General features: G+C 64.7%; 17 protein-coding genes. 5 read left to right on the forward strand and 12 right to left on the reverse strand.

All coding sequences use genetic code 11. The features are described from left to right. A partial coding sequence (locus C4S70_RS19215) for a hypothetical protein (protein WP_235003860.1) occupies positions 1-321 on the reverse strand: 321 nt, incomplete at its 3' end. Between the two features lie 120 nt (positions 322-441). Beyond that, entirely contained in the window at positions 442-2,217 is a 1,776-nt protein-coding gene (gene aspS, locus C4S70_RS15985; protein ID WP_104009112.1) for an aspartate--tRNA ligase, read from the reverse strand. Positions 2,218-2,397: 180 nt separating this feature from the next. Between aspS and C4S70_RS15990 the strand changes: the two genes are divergently transcribed. Together C4S70_RS15990 and carB are read left to right on the forward strand one after the other, a co-directional pair. Beyond that, the gene (locus C4S70_RS15990) at positions 2,398-3,630 is read left to right on the forward strand and encodes an SAM-dependent methyltransferase (RefSeq protein WP_104009113.1); all 1,233 of its coding nucleotides are present in this window, start codon (positions 2,398-2,400) and stop codon (positions 3,628-3,630) included. Positions 3,631-3,928: 298 nt separating this feature from the next. Continuing rightward, a complete protein-coding gene (gene carB / locus C4S70_RS15995) occupies positions 3,929-7,261 on the forward strand; it encodes a carbamoyl-phosphate synthase large subunit (protein ID WP_104009114.1) in 3,333 nt (1,110 codons plus the stop codon). 119 nt (positions 7,262-7,380) lie between these two features. Here carB and C4S70_RS16000 read toward each other — a convergent pair whose 3' ends face one another. The 10 genes from C4S70_RS16000 to coxB form a co-directional block, all read right to left on the reverse strand. Then, on the reverse strand, positions 7,381-8,121 hold the full coding sequence (locus C4S70_RS16000; protein WP_104009115.1) for a response regulator transcription factor: 741 nt from the start codon (positions 8,119-8,121) through the stop codon (positions 7,381-7,383). A gap of 57 nt (positions 8,122-8,178) precedes the next feature. After that, the gene (locus C4S70_RS16005) at positions 8,179-8,763 is read right to left on the reverse strand and encodes a GNAT family N-acetyltransferase (RefSeq protein WP_200822784.1); all 585 of its coding nucleotides are present in this window, start codon (positions 8,761-8,763) and stop codon (positions 8,179-8,181) included. Positions 8,764-8,773: 10 nt separating this feature from the next. Continuing rightward, positions 8,774-10,036 carry a M16 family metallopeptidase gene (locus C4S70_RS16010; protein ID WP_104009117.1) on the reverse strand — a complete coding sequence of 421 codons (1,263 nt, stop codon included), beginning with the start codon at positions 10,034-10,036 and terminating at the stop codon, positions 8,774-8,776. Continuing rightward, complete coding sequence (gene thrC, locus C4S70_RS16015) at positions 10,033-11,421, reverse strand: threonine synthase (RefSeq protein WP_104009142.1); 1,389 nt, start codon at positions 11,419-11,421, stop codon at positions 10,033-10,035. Before thrC ends, C4S70_RS16010 begins: the two co-directional genes overlap by 4 nt. Before the next feature lie 5 nt (positions 11,422-11,426). Beyond that, positions 11,427-12,098: an SURF1 family protein gene (locus tag C4S70_RS16020; protein ID WP_104009118.1), complete on the reverse strand. Its 672-nt coding sequence runs from the start codon at positions 12,096-12,098 to the stop codon at positions 11,427-11,429. A gap of 98 nt (positions 12,099-12,196) precedes the next feature. Then, positions 12,197-13,009 carry a cytochrome c oxidase subunit 3 gene (locus tag C4S70_RS16025; protein WP_104009119.1) on the reverse strand — a complete coding sequence of 271 codons (813 nt, stop codon included), beginning with the start codon at positions 13,007-13,009 and terminating at the stop codon, positions 12,197-12,199. Between the two features lie 24 nt (positions 13,010-13,033). Continuing rightward, on the reverse strand, positions 13,034-13,609 hold the full coding sequence (locus tag C4S70_RS16030; protein WP_104009120.1) for a cytochrome c oxidase assembly protein: 576 nt from the start codon (positions 13,607-13,609) through the stop codon (positions 13,034-13,036). Beyond that, on the reverse strand, positions 13,609-13,785 hold the full coding sequence (locus C4S70_RS18875; RefSeq protein WP_200822785.1) for a hypothetical protein: 177 nt from the start codon (positions 13,783-13,785) through the stop codon (positions 13,609-13,611). Before C4S70_RS18875 ends, C4S70_RS16030 begins: the two co-directional genes overlap by 1 nt. Continuing rightward, positions 13,782-14,723, reverse strand: coding sequence for a heme o synthase (gene cyoE / locus C4S70_RS16035; RefSeq protein ID WP_104009121.1), 942 nt, complete (start codon positions 14,721-14,723; stop codon positions 13,782-13,784). Before cyoE ends, C4S70_RS18875 begins: the two co-directional genes overlap by 4 nt. Before the next feature lie 45 nt (positions 14,724-14,768). Then, positions 14,769-15,617, reverse strand: a complete 849-nt coding sequence (coxB, locus tag C4S70_RS16040) for a cytochrome c oxidase subunit II (RefSeq protein WP_104009143.1) — start codon at positions 15,615-15,617, stop codon at positions 14,769-14,771. Positions 15,618-15,820: 203 nt separating this feature from the next. Here coxB and tldD point away from each other — a divergent pair, with 203 nt between their 5' ends. The 3 genes from tldD to topA all read left to right on the forward strand — a co-directional run bounded on the left by tldD (position 15,821) and on the right by topA (position 21,251). Further along, positions 15,821-17,242: a metalloprotease TldD gene (gene tldD / locus C4S70_RS16045; RefSeq protein ID WP_104009122.1), complete on the forward strand. Its 1,422-nt coding sequence runs from the start codon at positions 15,821-15,823 to the stop codon at positions 17,240-17,242. A 108-nt stretch (positions 17,243-17,350) separates the two neighbouring features. Continuing rightward, positions 17,351-18,508, forward strand: coding sequence for a DNA-processing protein DprA (dprA, locus tag C4S70_RS16050; protein ID WP_104009123.1), 1,158 nt, complete (start codon positions 17,351-17,353; stop codon positions 18,506-18,508). 184 nt (positions 18,509-18,692) lie between these two features. Beyond that, positions 18,693-21,251 carry a type I DNA topoisomerase gene (gene topA / locus C4S70_RS16055; RefSeq protein WP_104009124.1) on the forward strand — a complete coding sequence of 853 codons (2,559 nt, stop codon included), beginning with the start codon at positions 18,693-18,695 and terminating at the stop codon, positions 21,249-21,251. Positions 21,252-21,276: the final 25 nt, after the last annotated feature.

The raw sequence follows: 21,276 nt of genomic DNA on the forward strand, positions 1-21,276 counted from the left end.
TGTCCAACCCGCGATCCCCTCAAGACCCTCGCCTCTCAGGCCCGCCGGCCGTCCCAACCGCGCCTCAGCGCCGCCGGTGAGCGCGTATTTACGGAGAACCGCGGGGGTCCGCAACCCCCTTTTTGAAAAAAATCGGCCAAACCCCGAATTTTTCGATTGGCGACACGAAATCAATGACTTGGGGAAATTCGATTGCGCAGAACCCACCTCTCTGCGCAGGAAAATTGCGCAGACCTGTTTGCACTGACACCAGATATAGAGCATCGCGGCAGGACGACCCCAAGAGTCCCCCGCGCGGCCCAGAGATTCCAGCAGAATCAAGCCGCCGAAGCGCTCCTGTATCCGCGGCCCCCTCCCCTTCCTCGACAAAAAAGAAACCCCGCGGGACGCCGCGGGGTTCGATGATCGGGTGTTGCGTATTCCGGTGCGGGGCCTGGGGCCTCAGTCCTGCGGGATCACTCGCAGCCCCAGCTCCATGAGCTGTTCGGGACTCGGCTCGCTGGGCGCCGACATCATGAGATCCTCGGCGCGCTGGTTCATCGGGAACATGATGACCTCGCGGATGTTCGAGGTTCCCGCCAGCAGCATCACGATCCGGTCGATCCCGGCCGCGCAGCCCCCGTGCGGCGGAGCGCCATACTGGAATGCGTTGACCATACCGCCAAAGCGGCGGCGCACCTCGGCCTCGTCATAACCGGCAAGACCAAAGGCCTTGAACATGATGTCCAGCCGGTGGTTCCGGATCGCGCCCGAAAGGATCTCGTAACCGTTGCAGGCCAGGTCATACTGCCAGCCCAGCACCTCGAGCGGGTCGCCGTCGAGCGCCTCGAGCCCGCCCTGGGGCATCGAGAACGGGTTGTGGCTGAAATCGATCTCGCCGGTTTCGTCGTCCTTTTCATACATCGGGAAATCGACGACCCAGCAAAAGGCGAAACGGTCCTTCTCGGTCAGGCCAAGCTCTTCGCCGATCACGTTGCGGGCGCGCCCCGCGAAGGCCTCGAAGCTCTTGGGCTTGCCCCCAAGAAAGAACGCGGCATCGCCCTTGCCCAGGCCCAGTTGCCGGCGGATCGCCTCGGTGCGTTCGGGCCCGATGTTCTTGGCCAGCGGACCGGCGGCCTCGACCCCGTTTTCGCCCTCGCGCCAGAAGATATAGCCCATCCCCGGCAGGCCTTCCTTCTGCGCATAGGCGTTCATGCGGTCGCAGAACTTGCGGCTGCCGCCGCCCTGCGCCGGAATCGCGCGGATCTCGGTGCCTTCCTGCTCCAGCAGCTTGGCGAAGATGGCAAAGCCCGAGCCGCGGAAATGCTCGCTCACGTCCTGCATCTTGATCGGGTTGCGCAGGTCGGGCTTGTCGGTGCCGTACCAAAGTGCGGCGTCCTTGTAGGAAATCTGCGGCCAGTGTTTGTCCACCTTGGCGCCGTTGCCGAACTCTTCAAAGATGCCGTCTATCACCGGCTGGACCGTGTCGAACACGTCCTGCTGGGTGACAAAGCTCATCTCCATGTCGAGCTGATAGAAATCGGTGGGGCTGCGGTCGGCGCGCGGGTCTTCGTCGCGGAAACAGGGCGCGATCTGGAAGTACTTGTCAAAGCCGCTGACCATGATCAGCTGCTTGAACTGCTGCGGCGCCTGCGGCAGCGCGTAGAACTTGCCCGGATGCAGGCGGCTCGGCACCAGGAAGTCGCGCGCGCCCTCGGGGCTGGAGGCGGTGATGATCGGCGTCTGGTATTCGCGGAAGCCGATCTCCCACATCCGGCGGCGCATGCTGGCCACCACGTCCGAGCGCAGCTTCATGTTCTCCTGCATTGCTTCACGGCGCAGGTCGAGATAGCGATAGCGCAGGCGCGTCTCTTCGGGATATTCCTGATCGCCGAACACCTGCAGCGGCAGCTCCGTGGCGCGGCCCAGCACCTCCATGTCGCGGACGAAAACCTCGATCTCGCCGGTCGGGATCTTGGGGTTGATGAGTTCGGGATCGCGCGCCTTCACGGTGCCGTCGATGCGGATGCACCATTCGGCGCGCACCTTTTCTACCTCGGAAAAGACCGGGCTGTCGGGGTCGCACAGCACCTGCGTGATGCCGTAATGATCGCGCAGGTCGATGAACAGGATACCGCCGTGGTCGCGGACCCGGTGGACCCAGCCGGACAGGCGGACGGTCTGGCCGACATCGGCGCTGGTCAGTTCGGCGCAGGTATGGGTGCGATAGGCGTGCATGGACATGATCCCTCGGGCGTTGAAACGTCGGGCCGATACAGCCCGACCGGCGCCCGAAGTCAAGGGCCGCACCCCGAAGCAGCCCGAAATCGCAACTCACTTTGTGAATTCGCGGCCCTGGTGTAACGTGTTTGCCGAACAATTGGGGGAATGTCTGCAAGATTGCACGTGGAGGAACCGATGTGGGAGACGGTTTTTCACCGAATGATATCGCAGCTGATCCACACGGGGCAGCTCGTGGTGACATATCCGGACGGACGGGAAACAGTCTACGGTCCGGATGACGCGCCGGCCGCGCGCGTGCGCATCACCGACCGCGCCACCATCCGCGCCCTTTGCCTGAATCCCGAACTGGCGCTTGGCGAGGGGTACATGGATGGCACCATCCTGCCCGAGAACGACGACCTCGAAGGGCTGCTGAGGGTTCTGATGCGCAACCGGCAGGAAAGCCGGATGCCGGCCTGGGTTCGCTGGGCCACCCGTTTGCGCTATTTCGCCCAGACCTGGATATTGCGGAACACCGAATCCAGCGCACAAAGGAACGTCGCCCATCACTATGATATCTCGGATGACCTCTACCGCATGTTCCTGGACGAGGACATGCAGTATTCCTGCGCCTATTTCGCCCATCCCGACATGACGCTGGAAGAGGCGCAAGCCGCAAAGAAAGCCCATATCGCCGCCAAGCTGAGGATCGAGCCGGGCATGCGGGTGCTGGACATCGGCTGCGGCTGGGGCGGAATGGCGATGACCCTGGCGCGTGACTGCGGCGCCCGGGTCACCGGCGTGACCCTGTCGGAAAACCAGCTCGCCACCGCGCGCAGACGCGCCGATGCCGCCGGGCTGTCGGACCGTATCGATTTCCGCCTGCAGGACTACCGCACCGTCGAAGGGCCTTTCGATCGCATCGTTTCGGTGGGCATGCTCGAACATGTCGGCGTGCCGCATTACGGCGAATATTTCGGCAAGGTGGCGGACCTGCTGGAACCGGACGGCATTGCCCTGATCCATACGATCGGCGCCTGCTCGCCTCCGTTCGCCCAAAGCCGCTGGATCACCAAGTACATCTTTCCCGGCGGCTATATACCGTCGATGTCCGAACTGGCCGGCCCAATCGAACGCGCCGGCCTTTGGAACTACGACGTCGAGGTTCTGCGCCTGCACTACGCGATGACCCTGCGCCACTGGCTGGCACGGTTCGATGCGCATCTCGACGAAGTGCGCAGAAAGTATGACGAACGGTTCGTCCGCATGTGGCGCTACTACCTTATCGCCTGCTACATGACCTTCGAAGAGGACAAGCAGGCGGTGTTCCAGTTCCAATTGGGAAAACGCATTGATGCCCTGCCGATCACGCGGGACTATCTATATGCGGGCGAAGATCGAATCGACGACCGCAAGGCTGCCGAATAAGACCCTTCAATCGGCTGCGGCACCAAAGGGCCGCCACGCTCTTATGTATGCCCTGCTCCCGAGGCCGGGAGCAGGGCCATGCCTCCGGCGGGGGTATTTGGAACCAGAAAGAAGCAAAGGCGTTTTCGCTTCTTTCTGGTAAAAAATACCCCGGGGTCCGGGGCAGAGCCCCGGTTCCGCCCGCTAAAGTCGCACCGCCCTTCTTGGGGGCTTGCACCTTTTCCGCCCATCCCTATAACGCAGGACAATTTGGGCGCACGGGCGCTGCTGGCGACTCGAAAATCTGAAGGAACGGGCCATGCCGAAGAGAACCGACATCCAGTCGATCATGATCATTGGCGCGGGGCCGATCGTCATCGGACAGGCCTGCGAGTTCGACTATTCCGGCGCACAGGCCTGCAAGGCGCTGAGGGAAGAAGGTTATCGCGTCATTCTCGTCAATTCGAACCCCGCGACGATCATGACCGATCCGGGGCTCGCCGATGCAACCTATATCGAGCCCATCACCCCCGAGGTCGTCGCCCGCATCATAGAGAAGGAACGCCCTGACGCGCTTTTGCCGACGATGGGGGGGCAGACGGGACTGAACACGTCGCTAGCCCTCGAAGAAATGGGCGTGCTGGAAAAGTTCGGCGTGGAAATGATCGGCGCCAAGCGCGAAGCGATCGAAATGGCCGAGGACCGCAAGCTTTTCCGCGAAGCGATGGAGCGGATCGGGCTGGAGAACCCCCGGTCCACGATCGTGACCGCCCCCAAACGCGACAATGGCGAGTTCGATCTGGACGCAGGCGTGCAGTTGGCGTTGGCCGAACTGGAAAACATCGGACTGCCGGCGATCATCCGCCCCGCCTTTACGCTGGGTGGCACCGGCGGTGGTGTGGCCTACAACCACGAAGACTATGTTCACTATTGCCGCACGGGCATGGACGCCAGCCCTGTCGGCCAGATCCTGATCGACGAAAGCCTTCTGGGCTGGAAGGAATACGAGATGGAGGTCGTCCGCGACAAGGCGGACAATGCCATCATCGTGTGTTCCATCGAGAACGTCGATCCCATGGGCGTCCATACCGGCGATTCGATCACCGTGGCACCGGCGCTGACGCTGACCGACAAGGAATACCAGATGATGCGCAACGGCTCGATCGCCGTGTTGCGCGAGATCGGCGTGGAAACCGGCGGCTCCAACGTGCAATGGGCCGTTGATCCCAAGACCGGCCGCATGGTCGTGATCGAGATGAACCCGCGCGTCAGCCGGTCGTCGGCCTTGGCGTCCAAGGCGACCGGCTTTCCGATTGCCAAGATCGCGGCCAAGCTGGCGGTCGGCTATACGCTGGACGAACTCGACAACGACATCACCAAGGTCACGCCCGCCAGCTTCGAGCCGACCATAGACTATGTCGTCACCAAGATCCCGCGCTTTGCCTTCGAGAAGTTCCCGGGCTCTGAACCCTACCTGACCACCGCCATGAAGTCGGTGGGCGAAGCGATGGCGATCGGGCGGACCATCCACGAATCCATGCAAAAGGCTCTGGCCTCGCTGGAAACCGGCCTGACCGGCTTTGACGAGATCGATATTCCCGGCGCGCCGGACAAGGCGGCGATCATCAAGGCGCTCAGCCTGCAGACGCCGGACCGGCTGCGCACCATAGCCCAGGCCATGCGCCACGGGCTGAGCAATGACGAAATCCAGGCCGTCACCCATTTCGACCCCTGGTTCCTAGCGCGGATCCGCGAGATCGTCGAAGCCGAGGAAGACCTCCGCCGGAACGGTCTGCCGGTGACCGAAGAAGGGCTGCGCGCGGTCAAGATGATGGGCTTTACCGACGCGCGTCTGGCGAAGCTGACCGGGCGGGACGAGGACAACGTGCGCCGCGCCCGCCACAACCTGGGCGTGACGGCTGTCTTCAAGAGGATCGACACCTGCGCCGCCGAGTTCGAGGCGCAGACCCCTTACATGTATTCGACCTATGAAACCCCGATGATGGGCGAGGTCGAATGCGAAGCCCGCCCCAGCGACCGCAAGAAGGTGGTGATTCTCGGCGGCGGGCCGAACCGGATCGGCCAGGGGATCGAGTTCGACTATTGCTGCTGTCATGCCTGCTTTGCGCTGTCGGACGCGGGGTTCGAGACCATCATGGTCAACTGCAACCCCGAGACGGTTTCGACCGACTACGACACCTCGGACCGGCTGTATTTCGAACCGCTCACCTTTGAGCACGTCATGGAAATCCTGCGGGTCGAGCAGCAGAAGGGCACGCTGCACGGCGTGATCGTCCAGTTCGGCGGGCAGACGCCGCTCAAGCTGGCCAATGCGCTGCACGATGCGGGCATTCCGATCCTGGGCACCACCCCGGACGCGATCGACCTGGCCGAGGACCGCGAACGGTTCCAGAAACTGGTGCAGGATCTGGGCCTGAAGCAGCCCCGCAACGGAATTGCCTCGACCGACGCAGAGGCGCTGAAGATCGCCGGGGAAATTGGCTTCCCGCTGGTGATCCGCCCGTCCTACGTCCTTGGCGGTCGGGCGATGGAGATCGTCCGCGACATGGCGCAGCTCGAACGCTACATCTCCGAGGCGGTGGTGGTGTCAGGCGACAGCCCGGTGCTGCTGGACAGCTACCTTTCGGGCGCGACCGAGCTGGATGTGGATGCGCTGTGCGACGGAAAGGACGTGCATGTCGCCGGCATCATGCAGCATATCGAAGAGGCTGGCGTCCATTCCGGCGACAGCGCCTGTTCGCTGCCGCCCCATTCGCTGCCCGCCGAGATCATCGACGAGGTCAAGCGCCAGACCGAGGCGCTGGCGCGAGCGCTGAACGTGGTCGGTCTGATGAACGTACAGTTCGCGGTGAAGGACGGCGAAATCTACCTGATCGAGGTGAACCCGCGCGCCAGCCGCACCGTGCCCTTCGTGGCCAAGGCGACCGACAGCGCGATCGCGTCGATCGCGGCGCGGATCATGGCCGGCGAGCCGCTGTCCAATTTCCCGATGCGCCCGCCCTATGACGCGGATGCCGACTACGACACCACGCTGCCACTGGCCGATCCGATGACGCTGGCCGATCCGATGATGCCGTGGTTCTCGGTCAAGGAGGCGGTGATGCCGTTCAACCGCTTCCCCGGCGTGGACACGATTCTGGGGCCGGAAATGCGCTCGACGGGCGAGGTCATGGGGTGGGACCGCGATTTCCCGCGCGCGTTTCTCAAGGCGCAGATGGGCGCGGGCATGACCCTGCCCCGCAAAGGCCGGGCCTTCATCTCGATCAAGGACGAAGACAAGGGCGCTCTGATGCTCGAAGCCGCCCGGGCGCTGGTCGAGCTGGGCTTTTCGCTCGTTGCCACGCGGGGCACGCATGGCTGGCTGGAACAGCACGGCGTCCCCTGCGAGGTCGTCAACAAGGTCTATGAAGGCCGGCCGAACGTGGTCGATCTGCTCAAGGATGGCGGCGTGGATCTGGTGATGAACACCACCGAAGGCGCACAGGCCGTCGAGGACAGCAAGGACATCCGCTCGGCCGCTCTGAGCGCGAGGATCCCCTATTTCACCACCGCCGCCGGCAGCCATGCTGCGGCGCTTGCGATCCGGGCCCAGGCCACCGGTGAAATCAACGTCAAGCCGCTGCAGGCATAAAGGCCAGGCGGGGCGCGCCGGACCTTTCCGGCTCTTGGCCAGTCCGGACCGGGCCAAGCCTCCGCATGCGTTGGAATTGAGGCCGGGTTGCGGGGCGTCGCGGCGCTCCGGCGCTACGCTCAGCCCGCCATGCCGACCAGGGTCTTGTCGGTCGTCTGCATGCGCTCGCGCACCAGACCGGCCATCTGCGCGGCGAAGGGCGTCACCGGCATGCCGCTCGCGCGAGCCTCGATCACATGCGCCGCCGCGCGTTCGAGCGCGCTGTCCCCGGCGCTGCGCGCGACGCCGCCCAGAAAGCGGGCCACATAGTCCAGAGCGGCGTCCTCCGAATCGTCGCGCAGTATCTCTTCGGCATGGGCCATGTCATCGCGATAGGCGACCGGATCGGGCGTGACCGTGACATCGCCCGCATGGCGCAGGACAAGGGGTCTTGATGCGTCCGATTCGCTGCCCGACAGGACGGCCTCCTGGAACTGCGCCAGCGAATGGATCGGTTTGGCCAGGAACCTGTCCGCCCCCGCATCCAGCGCCGCCTGCGCGACCGTGTCCTCGCCCGATACGGCGATGATGACCGGGATCCGTGGAACCGCCGCGTTCAATTCGGCGATCAGGCCCAGACCGGACCCGTCCGGCAGGCCCAGATCGACAATGATGGCCGAGGGTCGATAGACCTGAAGGTGGCGGCGCGCCGAGGCCAGGCAATCCGCCCGCCGGATCCGCGCCCCGCTGCGCAGGCACAGCAGCCGCACCGCGTCCGAGGCATAAAGGCTGTCCTCGACCACCAGGATCGTCCACCCCATCAGCGGCCGCGACGGCGTCGGCATGTGGTGCGGCAACGAGAAAATGTCCGAATCGTCCATTGGAGCCCTCCTTTCAGTCCTTGTCCGAAAGGCTAGGGGCGCAAGGATAACAGCTGGTTAACCCGCGTCCGTCCGCCCGCGCCGATCCGACCGCAGACAGGCATAGAGAACATGCGTCCGCCAGCGCCCGTTGATCTGCAGATAGGATTGCGCAACGCCTTCATACTTGAACCCGCAGCGCTCCAGCAGCCCGCGCGAAGCGGTGTTTTCCGGCAGGCAAGCGGCCTCGATTCGGCTCAGGTCCAGCCGGGTGAAGGCATAGTGAACGACCGCGCAGACCGCCTCGCTCATGTATCCTTGGCGGGCATATCGCTGGCCCGTCCAGTATCCCAGGGTGCCGGCCTGCGCCGGGCCACGGCGAATATTGTCCAGCGTGATCGCCCCCAGCAGCGTCTGATCCTCGCGCCGGATCAGGAACAGCGGCACGGCCGAGCCGTTGGCCACGGACCTCTGAGCCCAGTAGACCCGGTTGGTGAACGCCTTGCGGGTCAGGTGGTCGTCGGCCCAGGCGGGTTCCCACGGGGCCAGAAAGTCGCGCCCCTCCTCGCGCAGCCGCGCCCAGGCGCGAAAGTCCGAATGCACCGGAGGGCGCAGGGTAAGACGTTCCGTCTCGATCTTTAGCTTGCGTTTGCCGAGCAGCATCAGGCGGACATCAGGCGGCGCGCCTCTCCTGCAGTTCCGACAGGCCCGGCGCGCGTTCCACCGGGCCGTAGAGCGCCAGCGCCGCCGGCGCCTTCGCTGCCATGTGCTCGGCGAACGTCTTCACATCCGCCAGCGTCACGGCGTCGATCCGCGCCACGGTTTCCTCGAGCGGCGGCACCCGGTCCCATATCTGCACCAGCCGGGCCAGACGCTCGGCACGATTCGAGGGGCTTTCCAGCCCCATCAGCATCCCCGCCTTCATCTGGGCGCGGGCGCGTTCGACCTCTTCCGGCGTCATGTCCTCGGCGGCGCGCTTCATCTCGTCGATGGTGATGCGGGCCAGTTCGGCGATCTGCTCGCCGCTGGTGCCGGCATAGATCGTGGTGCTGCCGGTGTCGGCATAGGCGCCGGCCTGCGCAAAGATCGTGTAGCAGAGGCCGCGCCGCTCGCGCACCTCCTGGAACAGCCGGCTCGACATGCCTCCGCCCAGCGCGCTGGCATAGATCTGCGCCGTGTAGATCGCGTCATCCCGGTAGCCGGGGCTTTCCAGCGCCAGCGCAAAATGCGCCTGTTCCAGATCCTTGGGCCTGCGGGTTTCCCCGCCTGTAAACCGCGCGGGATCGGCCTCGGCCCGCGCAAGCGGGTCCAGGTGGCCGAAATAGCGCTCGGCCAGGTTCACAAGCTGGTCGTGGTCCACCGCGCCGGCCGCCGACAGAATCATCTGGCCCGGCCCATAATGTTCCCCCACGAAGCGGGCGAGATCCTCGCGCGAAAAGGCGCTGACGCGTTCCGCCGGCCCCAGGATCGTGCGGCCAAGCGGCTGATCGCGATAGCTTTCCTGCTGGAGCCAGTCAAAGATCACGTCGTCTGGCGTGTCGTTGGCCTGCCCGATCTCCTGCAGGATCACGCCGCGTTCCACCTCGATCTCGGCCGGGTCGAAAAGCGGGTTCATCAGGATGTCGGCCAGCACGTCCAGCGCCAAGGCGACGTCATCCTTGAGCACGCGGGCGTAATAGGCCGTGACCTCGCGAGAGGTATAGGCGTTGATGTAACCGCCCACGTCCTCGATCGTCTCGGCGATCTCAAGGGCCGTCCGGTTGGCCGTGCCCTTGAACGCCATGTGTTCGAGGAAATGCGCGATCCCGTTCTGCTCCAGCCGTTCGTGCCGGCCGCCGGCGGTTACCCAGATTCCGATGGCCGCCGATTGCAGGCCGGGCATGTGTTCGCTGACGATACGGAATCCGTTGTCCAGTCGGTGCAGTTGAACGCTCACCTGGCGATATGCCCCCTGATGTGATCCTCGATGGCCGCCAGATCGTTGGCGATCCGGGTCAGCCGTTCCGGCCTGTCATACAGGTCTGACATACGCGGGGGAAGGGGCGGATGAACGCCGCTGGCCCGTTCCACGGCCTCCGGAAATTTCGCCGGATGCGCCGTGGACAGCGTGATCATCGGCACCGCCGGATCGCGGGTCTCGTTGGCCACCTTGATGCCCACGGCCGTGTGCGGGCAGACCAGCTCCGCACTGTCGCGCAGCGTCGCCGCGATCGTGGCAAGCGTTTCCTCCTCGGACGCGGCCCCCGAATCGAAATCCTCGCGCAGCGCCTCCAGCGCACCCTGGCTGACGTTGAAGCCGCCGGATTTCAGCTCTTCCATCAACTGCGTCACCGCCGCGCCGTCCTGCCCGTAGGCATAGAACAGGGCGCGCTCGAAATTGCTGCTGACCTGGATGTCCATGGACGGGCTGATCGAGGGTTGGGTTTCGCCCTTGAAATAGCCCTGTCCCGAGAGGCAGCGATGCAGGATGTCGTTCTGGTTGGTCGCCACCACGAGCCGGTCCACCGGCAGCCCCATCCGCTTGGCGATGAAACCCGCGAAGATGTCGCCGAAATTGCCCGTGGGCACGGTGAAACTCACCTGCCGGTGCGGCGCGCCGAGGCTCACGGCGGAAGAGAAGTAATAGACCACCTGCGCCAGCACCCGCGCCCAGTTGATGCTGTTGACGCCGGCCAGGCGCACCTCGTCGCGGAAGGCGAAGTCGTTGAACATGTCCTTGACCCGCGCCTGGCAGTCGTCGAAATCGCCATCCACCGCCAGCGCGTGCACGTTCGCGTCCTCCGGCGTGGTCATCTGCCGGCGCTGCACCTCGCTGACCCGGCCATGCGGAAACAGGATGAATACGTCCACCGCGTCCAGCCCTCGGAACGCCTCGATCGCGGCGGATCCGGTGTCGCCGCTGGTGGCGCCGACGATGGTCACCCGCTCGCCCCGCCGTTCCAGCGCGGCCTCGAACAACTGGCCGATCAGCTGCATGGCAAAATCCTTGAAGGCGAGCGTCGGCCCGTGGAACAGCTCCAGCAGGAAATGGTTGGGGGCCAGCTGTTTCAGCGGCGCGCGGGCGATGTGGCCGAATTTCGCATAGGCGCGCGCGATGATCTCGCGGAATTCATCGTCCGAAAACGCGTCTCCGACAAAGGGCCGCATCACCCGGAACGCGGTTTCCTCATAGTCGAGGCCAGATAGCGCGGCGATGTCTTCGGCACTCATCCGCGGAATCGTTGCGGGGACGTACAGGCCGCCGTCGCGGGCCAGCCCGGTCAGCATCGCCTCTTCAAAACTCAGTTCCGGCGCGTTGCCACGGGTCGAGATGTATTTCATGTCCTCTAGCTCTGCTTGCGGGCGCGGCTGCGCCACAGGAAATAGCCGGTCATGGCGGCCCAGACCAGCGCGAGGCCATACCATGTCACCGCATATTGCAGGTGATCGTTCGGAATGCCCGCGGTGTCCACCGGCAACGGCGTCACGCGGGGGTCGTTTTTCGACCTTGCGATGACGAGAACCGGCTCGGTGCCCAGTTCGGCGGCCAGCGCGGGCACGTCGCGCGCGAACCAGATATTCGCCTCGCGGTCCGGTTCGGGGGTAAAGCCGTCGATCTCGTCGGGCCAGTGCAGGTTGCCGATGACGGTCATCGGCCCCAGCGCGCGTGGCGTGTTCTTGTCCATGGCGGGCACATAGCCGCGGTCGATCAGGATGCGGCGGCCGTCCTGCATGACGAAGGGGGCGATGATGCGATAACCCGCGCCGGAATCGCGTGTGGAGACCAGAACGCGGACCTCGCCCGGCTCCATGCGCCCGGTCACGGTCACGGCCAGGAACTTGTCGCGTTCAGGGTCCGGGTCGGTCGGAAGGGGCACTGGATCGGCGGCGATGCGCGCCTCGATCTCGGCCAGGATGCCTTCCTTCCAGTGCAACCGGCGCACCTGCCAGTTGCCCAGCGACACCAGCACCGCAAGCCCGGTGACACCGAAGACCAACAGAAACAGGATTGGACGCATGACCGGCCTTCCGGTGGAAGAAAAGGCGCGCGGGAAGCCACCCGCGCGCCTGTTGATGTCGCCGATCGGTTGCCGGAATGCAACCGTGGCGGCGCGGCTTACATCCCCGCGGTGCCCCAGATGTAGACCGCGAAGAACAGGAACAGCCACACCACATCGACGAAGTGCCAGTACCACGCGGCGGCCTCGAACCCGACATGCTGTTCGGGCGTGAAATCGCCCTTGATCGCGCGAATCAGGCAGACGATCAGGAAGATCGTGCCGACGATCACATGTACCCCGTGGAACCCGGTGGCCATGAAGAAGTTCGAATAGAAGATGTCGCCGCCGAATGTCCAGCCGTAGTGCAGGATCAGCACGCCATATTCATAGGCCTGAAGCGCGGTGAAGGCGATGCCCAGCACGATCGCGATGGCCAGCCCGTTGATGAGCGCCTTGCGGTTGTTTTCATGCACCAGCGCGTGGTGCGCCCAGGTCACGGCCACCCCCGACAGCAGCAGGATCACGGTGTTGATCAGCGGAATGTGGAAGGGGTCGATCGGGTGGTAGTCCGGCTTGATGTATTCGGTGCCCGCGTATTCGTACATCGGATACATCGCGTGCTTGAAGAACGACCAGAACCACGCGGCAAAGAACATCACCTCGGAGGTGATGAACAGGATGAAGCCATAGCGCAGGCCGATCCGGACGACGGGGGTGTGGTCGCCGGTCCGGGCTTCGCGGACGACGTCCGCCCACCAGCCGTACATCGTATACAGCACCACAGCCAGGCCGACCCAGAACATCCAGGACGAGATGCCGTGCATCCACAGAACGGCGCCGTAGAGCATGACGAACGCCCCGACGGCGCCGAGGAACGGCCAGATCGAGGGCGGCAGAATGTGGTAATCGTGGTTTTTAGCGTGCGCCATGTAAGTGTCCCTCACCTCTTGGCTTTAGTTCAGCTTGTTGTCCGTCTCGCCACCCGCGGCGGCATAGTCCTCGGGCAGGTCGATTTCATGTAAGGTATACGACAGCGTGATCGTATGCAGATATTTCGCCTCGGGATCATCGACGATCTCGGGATCCACGAAGAACGTCACCGGCATTTCAACCCGCTCGCCGGGCTGAAGCACCTGCTCGGTAAAGCAGAAGCATTCGATCTTCTGGAAATAGCCGCCGGCGGCATAAGGGGTCACGTTGTAGGACGCCTGCCCCGCGATTGGCCGATCCGTGGGATTGTAGGCCTCATAAAAGGCCAGCCCCGTCTCGCCGATGCGGATTTCCATGGTGCGGACCTGAGGCTTGAATTCCCACGGCATGTCGCGGTCGGTGCCTGCATCGAACCGAACCTTGATGGTGCGGTCCAGAACCTCGTCCGGCGCCTTCTCGGCCACGCCGGTCGTCCCGCCAAAGCCGGTCACGCGGCAGAACCAGTTGTAGGCCGGGATCGACGCCCAGGCCAGCGCCCCCATCACCACCACAACGCCGACCAGCTTGGCCGCTGTCCTGCCGGGGTTCGGGGCCGCCATCACTGCCCCTCCTGATTGGCTTGCGCCGGCGCATAGGGCGCCGAGAAATCGCCGTTCGAAATCTTGGCCATGGTCAGACCAAAGACAATGGCGACGAAGGCCGCCAAAATCAGGCCGAGGCCGAGGTTGCGGCTGAAGCGCCGCTGGTGCAATTCGTGGGTCCGCTTCAGGCTCATCCCCAGCCTCCCAAGCCGTACGGCTTCAGCAGCGCCTCGGCGAGAATCGCGCCAAAATGCAGGAAAAGATAGAGCAGCGAAAGCTTGAAGAAGCCTTTTTCCACAGCGAAATCGTCCGCCTCGGCCGTCCGTTCGTCACGCCGCCAGATGCGGACCGCGCCCCGCAGGAAAAGCAGGTTCATCACCGCCGCAACCGTCAGATAGATCGGCCCGCCGATCCCCGAGAATGCCGCGCCCAGAGACAGCGCCGCCAGCAACACGGTGTAGACAAGGATATGCACCCGCGTCGCGCGGCGGCCATGGGTCACGGTCAGCATCGGCACGCCCGCATCGTCGTAATCCGACCGCATGAACAGCGCCAGCGACCAGAAATGCGGCGGCGTCCACATGAAGATCAACGCGAACATCAGCCAGGGCTCGACCGCCATGCCGCCCGTGGCCGCGATCCAGCCGATCACCGGCGGGAACGCGCCTGCGGCGCCACCGATCACGATGTTCTGCGGCGTCGAGCGTTTCAGCCACATCGAGTAGATCACGACGTAGAAGAAGATGGTGAAGGCCAGGAAGGCGCCCGCGAAGATGTTGGTCGCAAGCCCGAGCATCACCACCGAGAAGCCCGACAGGGCCAGGCCCAGCGCCAGCGCCTCGCCCGCCTCGACCTTTCCCGCGGGGATCGGGCGGTTGCGGGTGCGCTTCATCACCCGGTCGATATCGGCGTCCCACCACATGTTCAGCGCGCCCGACGCCCCGCCGCCAATGGCGATGAACAGGATCGCGCAGAAGCCGATCATCGGGTGCACCGGCACCGGCGCGGCCAAAAGCCCCACCAGCGCGGTGAACACAACCAGCGACATCACGCGCGGCTTGAGCAGGGCGAAATAATCGCCGAAGCCGGCTTCGTGCTCGCGTATGTCGGTGTTATAGCTGACGTCGCTCATGCGCTTGCTCCGGCGCGGGCGGGAATGCGCCCCGCCCTGCCCTTATCAGTTCGATGCCACGCGGTAGGACTGCGGAATGCCGGCGAATTCTTCCTTCGCGCGGCTCAGCCACTGATCATAGGCTTCCTGGCTGACCACCTTGACCGTGATCGGCATATAGGCGTGATCCTTGCCGCACAGTTCGGAGCACTGACCGAAATAAACGCCTTCCTTGTCGGCCTTGAACCACAGTTCGGCCAGACGCCCCGGCACGGCGTCCTGCTTCACGCCGAACGACGGAATGGTCCACGAGTGGATCACGTCGGATCCCGTCACCTGCATCACGATGATCTTGCCCACGGGCACGACGACGGCGGTATCGGTGGCCAGCAGATATTCGTCCTCGCTGTAGCCGTAGTCGGCCAGGTCTTCCTTGGCCAGCATGAACGAATCAAACCCGAAGCCTTCGTCCACGTATTCGTAGCTCCAGTACCACTGGTTGCCGGTCACCTTGATGGTGATGTCGCCCTCGGGGATTTCCTGCTGCTTGAACAGTTCAGGCAGCGAGAAGGCGCCGATGAACACCAGGATGATGATCGGCCCCACGGTCCAGAGAATCTCCACCGGCGTGTTGTGAGTGAACGAGGCCGGGTTCGGGTTGGCGCGGCGGTTGTAGCGGACGATCACGACCAGGATCAGCGCCGCTACCAGCGCACAGATCGCCGTTATGATCACCAGCAGAAGCCAGTCCAGCGACTGCAGACCGCGCGCCAGATCCGTCGCCGCCGGCTGGAAGCCGGTGCCCCCGGGAGTCGGCTTGCCAACTGTCTCAAGCCCTTCCAGACCGTCTTGTGCCAGTGCCGGCACGCTCGAAAGGGTCGCGAAAAGACCCGAAAGCGTCAGTGCGTTCTTCATCATCTGTCCTGATCGGTTGATCCCGTTGTTCCTCGCCACCGGCACCGAATTCGCGTGCATCCGGTCCGGCCCTGTTGTCATTGGCGCAGTAAAAACCATATTCGCGATAGCAGATAAAGCGAAATGCTTGCGGCAAACAAACGCTTTTTTGATTTGGATCAAATTTTGCGGCTTGATCTGGATCAAATCAGAAAGGACGAGGCATGTCGGCAGACCCTTTCCGCCCCTTCGAGACCACCCTGCCCCTGGACGAGGCGAATCAGATCCTGCGCGAGGCCACCGCTGGCGCCGAGGACGGTGAGATCTTCGTCGAGCGGCGAAAATCCGAATCGCTGGTGTTCGATGACGGGCGGCTGCGGTCGGCCTCTTACGACGCCTCCGAAGGCTTCGGACTGCGCGCGGTGAATGGCGAGGTCGCCGGATACGCCCACTCGACCGATGTCTCTATCCCCGCGCTGAAGCGCGCGGCCGAGACGGTTCGGCTGATGGTGGCGGATGGTGGCGGCACGCTAGCCGAGCCGCCGCAGCCGACCAACCGGAGGCTTTATACCGACGCCGACCCGATCGCCGGCACCTCTTTTCCGGTCAAGGTAGAGACATTGAAGGAAATCGACGCCTTCGCCCGCGATCTGGACCCGCGCGTGGTTCAGGTGTCCGCCTCGCTCGCGGCCTCGCTTCAGGAAATCGCGATCCTGCGCCCCGACGGAGTGCAGGTGACCGACACGCGGCCGCTGGTGCGCGTGAATGTCTCGGTGATCGTGGAGCAGAACGGACGGCGCGAAACCGGCACCGCCGGCGGCGGCGGGCGCGTCGGGCTGGACGGGCTGATCGAACCCGACGACTGGCAGGCCCGCGTGCGCGAGGCATTGCGGATCGCGCTGGTCAATCTCGAGGCCGAACCCACCCCGGCCGGTGTCATGGAGCTGGCGCTGGGCCCCGGCTGGCCCGGCATCCTGCTGCACGAGGCAATCGGCCACGGGTTGGAAGGCGATTTCAACCGCAAGGGATCGTCGGCCTTTGCCGGGCTGATGGGCCAACAGGTCGCCGCCCGGGGCGTGACCGTCGTGGACGACGGGACGATCCCCGACCGGCGCGGCTCGATCACCGTGGACGACGAGGGCACCCCGTCGCGACGCAACGTGCTGATCGAGGACGGGATCCTCGTCGGTTACATGCAGGATCGGCAGAACGCGCGCCTGATGGGGGTGGAGCCAACCGGTAACGGGCGACGCCAGTCCTTTGCCCACAAGCCGATGCCGCGCATGACCAACACGATCATGCTGGGCGGCGATGCCGATCCCGACGACATCGTGGCCGAGATCCGCGACGGCATCTGGGCGGTGGGCTTCGGCGGCGGGCAGGTGGACATCACCAACGGCAAGTTCGTCTTTTCCTGCACCGAAGCCTATCGGGTGAAGAACGGCAGGGTCGGCGCCCCGGTCAAGGGCGCGACGCTGATCGGCGATGGCCCCTCGGCCTTGAAACGGATCCGGGCGCTCGGCAACGACATGGCGCTGGATCCCGGTCTGGGCACCTGCGGCAAGGATGGGCAATGGGTGCCCGTCGGCGTGGGTCAGCCGACGGTCCTGATCGACGGGCTGACGGTGGGCGGTTCGGCCGCCTGATCCCCGTTCCGGCGCATTGGCCGAAAATTTTTCGATTCTTTTCACGAGATTCACCGCCCGTTAACGGTGTGCGGTCTAAACCGATTTCCGCAACAGACGGAGCGACGGATGACCGGGGAACAGCATTCTTCCATTCACCCCCCACTCCCACCCACCACGGAAGAGGACCGGTTTGCTTGGCTCCGCCTGTTGCGCTCTCGCCGGGTCGGTGTGACGACGTTCCACCGGCTCATGGCCGAGCATGGCACGGCGCAGAACGCGCTGGCCGCGCTGCCCGAAGTGGCGCGCGCCGCCGGGGTCGAGGGGTATGAACCGTGCCCTCCCGGTGTCGTCGAAGCCGAAATCAAGGCCGCAAGAGCCGCGGGCGCGCGGCTCTTGTGCCTTGGCGCGCCCGACTATCCCGAACAGCTGGCGGAGCTGCCCGATGCGCCGCCACTTCTGTGGGCCGTCGGCGACGTGACCGTTCTGAGGCGCCCCATGATCGCACTCGTCGGCGCGCGCAATGCGTCGTCGCTGGGCACTCGGATGGCGCGGTCCATGGCGCGGGATCTGGGCGCGGCGGGTTATGTCGTGGTGTCCGGGCTGGCCCGCGGCATCGACACGGCGGCCCATGTCGCCGCGTTGGAAACCGGCACCGTGGCGGTGATGGCCGGCGGGGTGGACATCATCTATCCGGCTGACAATACGCATCTGGGCCATGACATCGCACGACATGGCCTGCGGCTTTCCGAACAGCCAATGGGCATGGCACCCTTGGCCCGGCATTTTCCCAGCCGCAACCGAATCGTCTCGGGGCTGGCTCAGGCCGTTGTGGTGATCGAGGCCGCGGCGCGATCAGGCAGTCTCATCACCGCGCGCGACGCGCTCGACCAGGGGCGCGAGGTGCTGGCCGTGCCGGGCCATCCCTTCGATGCCCGGGCTGCCGGCTGCAACATGCTGATCCGCGACGGCGCAACGCTGGTGCGCAACGCCGAGGACGTCATCGCCGCCCTGCCCGAGCATGCAGAGGCGCGCATGGCCGAACCGGAGCAGCCCGATCTTCTTCGCGACGTCCCGCCCGCCCCTGCCCCGCGGCGCGATTTGCGCGAAGTCGCCGCCCTGCACCGGCAGATTCTCGACCGGCTCGGCCCATCGCCCGTCGCCGAGGATCAACTGATCCGCGACATGCAGGCCGAGGCGCGCGAGGTGGCGCCCGTTCTCGTGGATCTGGAACTCGAAGGGAAAATCACGCGGCAACCCGGCGGCCTGCTCAGCCGGTCGGTCTGACGGCAAGAGGTCCGGCGCCGGCCGCAAAGCCAAGTCCCCGATGGATTGGCGGGGGTTGTCCGGCATGTCCGCGCGACCGTCACCAAGCGGGACAAAACGGCCCGCATTGACATTCGGGACTTGCGCCCCACATGTTGCGCCGCCATAGAAAGCGCCCGAATCCCTGTGAGGAGTTGCCAGTTAAATGCCTGTCGTCGTTGTCGAATCTCCGGCCAAAGCCAAGACAATCAACAAGTATCTCGGCTCCGACTACAAGGTTTTGGCCTCTTACGGGCACGTCCGCGACCTGCCCGCCAAGGACGGATCGGTCGATACCGAGCATGATTTCGAGATGAAATGGGAGATCGACCCGGACAGCCGAAAGCACGTCAAGGCGATCGCCGATGCCTTGAAAGACGACAACGCGCTGATCCTTGCCACCGACCCCGACCGTGAAGGCGAAGCGATCAGCTGGCACCTGCAGGAGGCGCTGACCAAACGCCGGGCGATCAAGAAAGACACGGCCGTCTCCCGCGTCACTTTCAACGCGATCACCAAGGACGCGGTCAGCGAGGCGATGACCCATCCGCGCCAGGTGGACATGCCGCTGGTCGAGGCCTATCTCGCCCGCCGCGCGCTGGATTATCTGGTCGGGTTCAACCTTTCGCCGGTTCTGTGGCGCAAACTACCTGGCGCGAAATCCGCCGGCCGGGTGCAATCGGTCTGCCTGCGGCTCATCGTTGAGCGCGAAATGGAGATCGAATCCTTCCGCCCCCAGGAATACTGGACCGTGAAGGCGATCCTTTCGACCCCGCGCGGGCAGGAGTTCGAGGCGCGGCTGACGGTGCTTGCGGGCAGGAAGCTCGACAAGTTCGACATCGCCAACGAAACCCAGGCCGAACTGGCTGTTCAGGCTGTGACCTCGCGCGATCTGACCGTCAAGGCGGTCGAGGCCAAGCCTGCCACCCGCAACCCCGCCCCGCCCTTCATGACCTCGACGCTTCAGCAAGAGGCCAGCCGCAAGTTCGGCATGGGCGCGCGCCAGACCATGAGCGCGGCACAAAGGCTCTACGAGGCGGGCTATATCACCTACATGCGGACCGATGGCATCGACATGGCACCCGAAGCGGTGCATGCCGCCCGCGACGCGATCCGCGACCTGTATGGCGCGGAATATGTGCCGTCGAGCCCGCGCATGTACAAGAACAAGGCCAAGAACGCGCAGGAAGCGCATGAATGCATCCGCCCCACCGACATGCGCCGCAAACCGTCCAGCCTGAAGGTGACGGACGAGGATCAGCGCAAGCTATACGACCTTATCTGGAAACGCACCATCGCCTGCCAGATGGCCCCGGCCCGGCTGGAGCGGACCACGGTCGATATCGCCAGCGCCGACGGTCAGGTGGAGTTGCGCGCCACCGGTCAGGTGGTGCTGTTCGACGGGTTCATGCGCGTCTACGAAGAGGGCCGGGACGAGCCGGCGGTGGATGACGACGACCGCCGCCTGCCGCAGATGATGCAGGGCGAACCGGTCGAGAAACGCTCGATCACGCCCGAGCAGCATTTCACCCAGCCGCCGCCGCGCTATACCGAGGCCACGCTGGTCAAGAAGATGGAAGAGCTGGGCATCGGCCGGCCTTCGACCTATGCCAGCATCGTCACCACGATCCAGGACCGCGGCTACGTTCGCAAGGAAAAGGGCCGCCTGATCCCCGAGGACAAGGGCCGGCTGGTGACGGCGTTCCTGATGAACTACTTCCCCCGCTATGTCAGCTACGATTTCACCGCGGGGCTGGAGGACGAACTGGACGAGATCAGCGCGGGCCACGCCGACTACAAGGAGGTGCTGGCCAAGTTCTGGCGCGACTTCTCGGCGGCGCTGGACGAAACGTCCGAATTGCGCATCACCGAGGTTCTGGAAAAGATCAACGAGGTGCTGGAGCCGCACATCTTTCCGCCGACCGAGGACGGATCGGATCCGCGCCTCTGCCCGCTCTGCGGTCAGGGCCGCCTTTCGATTCGCACCGCGCGGTCGGGCGGGGCCTTCATCGGCTGTTCGAACTATCCCGAATGTCGCTATACGCGCCCCTTCGGCCCGCCGGGCGCCGAAGGCGACGAGATGGGGCCGGACGGCAAGATTCTCGGCTATGACGGGGACGAGGTCATCACCCTGCGCAAGGGCCGCTTTGGCCCCTATGTGCAGCGCGGCGAGGCGACCGAGGACAACCCCAAGCCGCCGCGCGCGTCGATCCCCAAGGGGTGGGATCTGTCCACGGTGGATCTGGAAAAGGCGCTGATGCTGTTGAACCTGCCGCGCCAGATCGGCCCGCACCCCGAGGACGGCGAGATGATCGAGGCCGCGATCGGCCGCTATGGCCCCTATGTCCGGCACGGCAAGACCTATGCCAACCTCAAGGACGTGGACGAGGTATTCACCATCGGCATCAACCGCGCGGTGGACGAACTGGCCAAGAAGGCCGCGCGCGGCAATGGCCGAGGGGCTGCCGCGACGCCGCTCAAGGAATTGGGCGAGCATCCCGAACACGGCGGGCCGGTCAACGTGATGAACGGACGCTATGGCCCCTATGTCAAATGGGACAAGATCAACGCCACCCTGCCCAAGGACGTGGATCCGCAGGACGTGACCATGGAGATGGCGGTCAAGCTGATCGCCGAAAAGGCGGCCAAGAAAGGCACGAAGAAAAAGACCACGGCCCGCAAGAAGGCTGCGACCAAGACCAAGGCGGCGGCGGGCAAGGGCTGAAGCCGCGCATCAAGGATCGAACGGT

The sequence above is a fragment of the Jhaorihella thermophila genome (assembly GCF_900108275.1).
Classification (GTDB): domain Bacteria; phylum Pseudomonadota; class Alphaproteobacteria; order Rhodobacterales; family Rhodobacteraceae; genus Jhaorihella; species Jhaorihella thermophila.

What these genes read in the sequence shown, in the direction of transcription:
- C4S70_RS16025 (WP_104009119.1), bottom strand. Translation starts at nt 13,009, where the DNA reads ATGGCGCACGCTAAAAACCACGATTACCACATTCTGCCGCCCTCGATC.
- C4S70_RS18875 (WP_200822785.1), bottom strand. Translation starts at nt 13,785, where the DNA reads ATGAGCCTGAAGCGGACCCACGAATTGCACCAGCGGCGCTTCAGCCGC.
- tldD (WP_104009122.1), top strand. Translation starts at nt 15,821, where the DNA reads ATGTCGGCAGACCCTTTCCGCCCCTTCGAGACCACCCTGCCCCTGGAC.
- aspS (WP_104009112.1), bottom strand. Translation starts at nt 2,217, where the DNA reads ATGCACGCCTATCGCACCCATACCTGCGCCGAACTGACCAGCGCCGAT.
- cyoE (WP_104009121.1), bottom strand. Translation starts at nt 14,723, where the DNA reads ATGAGCGACGTCAGCTATAACACCGACATACGCGAGCACGAAGCCGGC.
- topA (WP_104009124.1), top strand. Translation starts at nt 18,693, where the DNA reads ATGCCTGTCGTCGTTGTCGAATCTCCGGCCAAAGCCAAGACAATCAAC.
- coxB (WP_104009143.1), bottom strand. Translation starts at nt 15,617, where the DNA reads ATGAAGAACGCACTGACGCTTTCGGGTCTTTTCGCGACCCTTTCGAGC.
- C4S70_RS16005 (WP_200822784.1), bottom strand. Translation starts at nt 8,763, where the DNA reads ATGCTGCTCGGCAAACGCAAGCTAAAGATCGAGACGGAACGTCTTACC.
- carB (WP_104009114.1), top strand. Translation starts at nt 3,929, where the DNA reads ATGCCGAAGAGAACCGACATCCAGTCGATCATGATCATTGGCGCGGGG.
- C4S70_RS15990 (WP_104009113.1), top strand. Translation starts at nt 2,398, where the DNA reads ATGTGGGAGACGGTTTTTCACCGAATGATATCGCAGCTGATCCACACG.
- C4S70_RS16020 (WP_104009118.1), bottom strand. Translation starts at nt 12,098, where the DNA reads ATGCGTCCAATCCTGTTTCTGTTGGTCTTCGGTGTCACCGGGCTTGCG.
- thrC (WP_104009142.1), bottom strand. Translation starts at nt 11,421, where the DNA reads ATGAAATACATCTCGACCCGTGGCAACGCGCCGGAACTGAGTTTTGAA.
- C4S70_RS16030 (WP_104009120.1), bottom strand. Translation starts at nt 13,609, where the DNA reads ATGGCGGCCCCGAACCCCGGCAGGACAGCGGCCAAGCTGGTCGGCGTT.
- dprA (WP_104009123.1), top strand. Translation starts at nt 17,351, where the DNA reads ATGACCGGGGAACAGCATTCTTCCATTCACCCCCCACTCCCACCCACC.
- C4S70_RS16000 (WP_104009115.1), bottom strand. Translation starts at nt 8,121, where the DNA reads ATGGACGATTCGGACATTTTCTCGTTGCCGCACCACATGCCGACGCCG.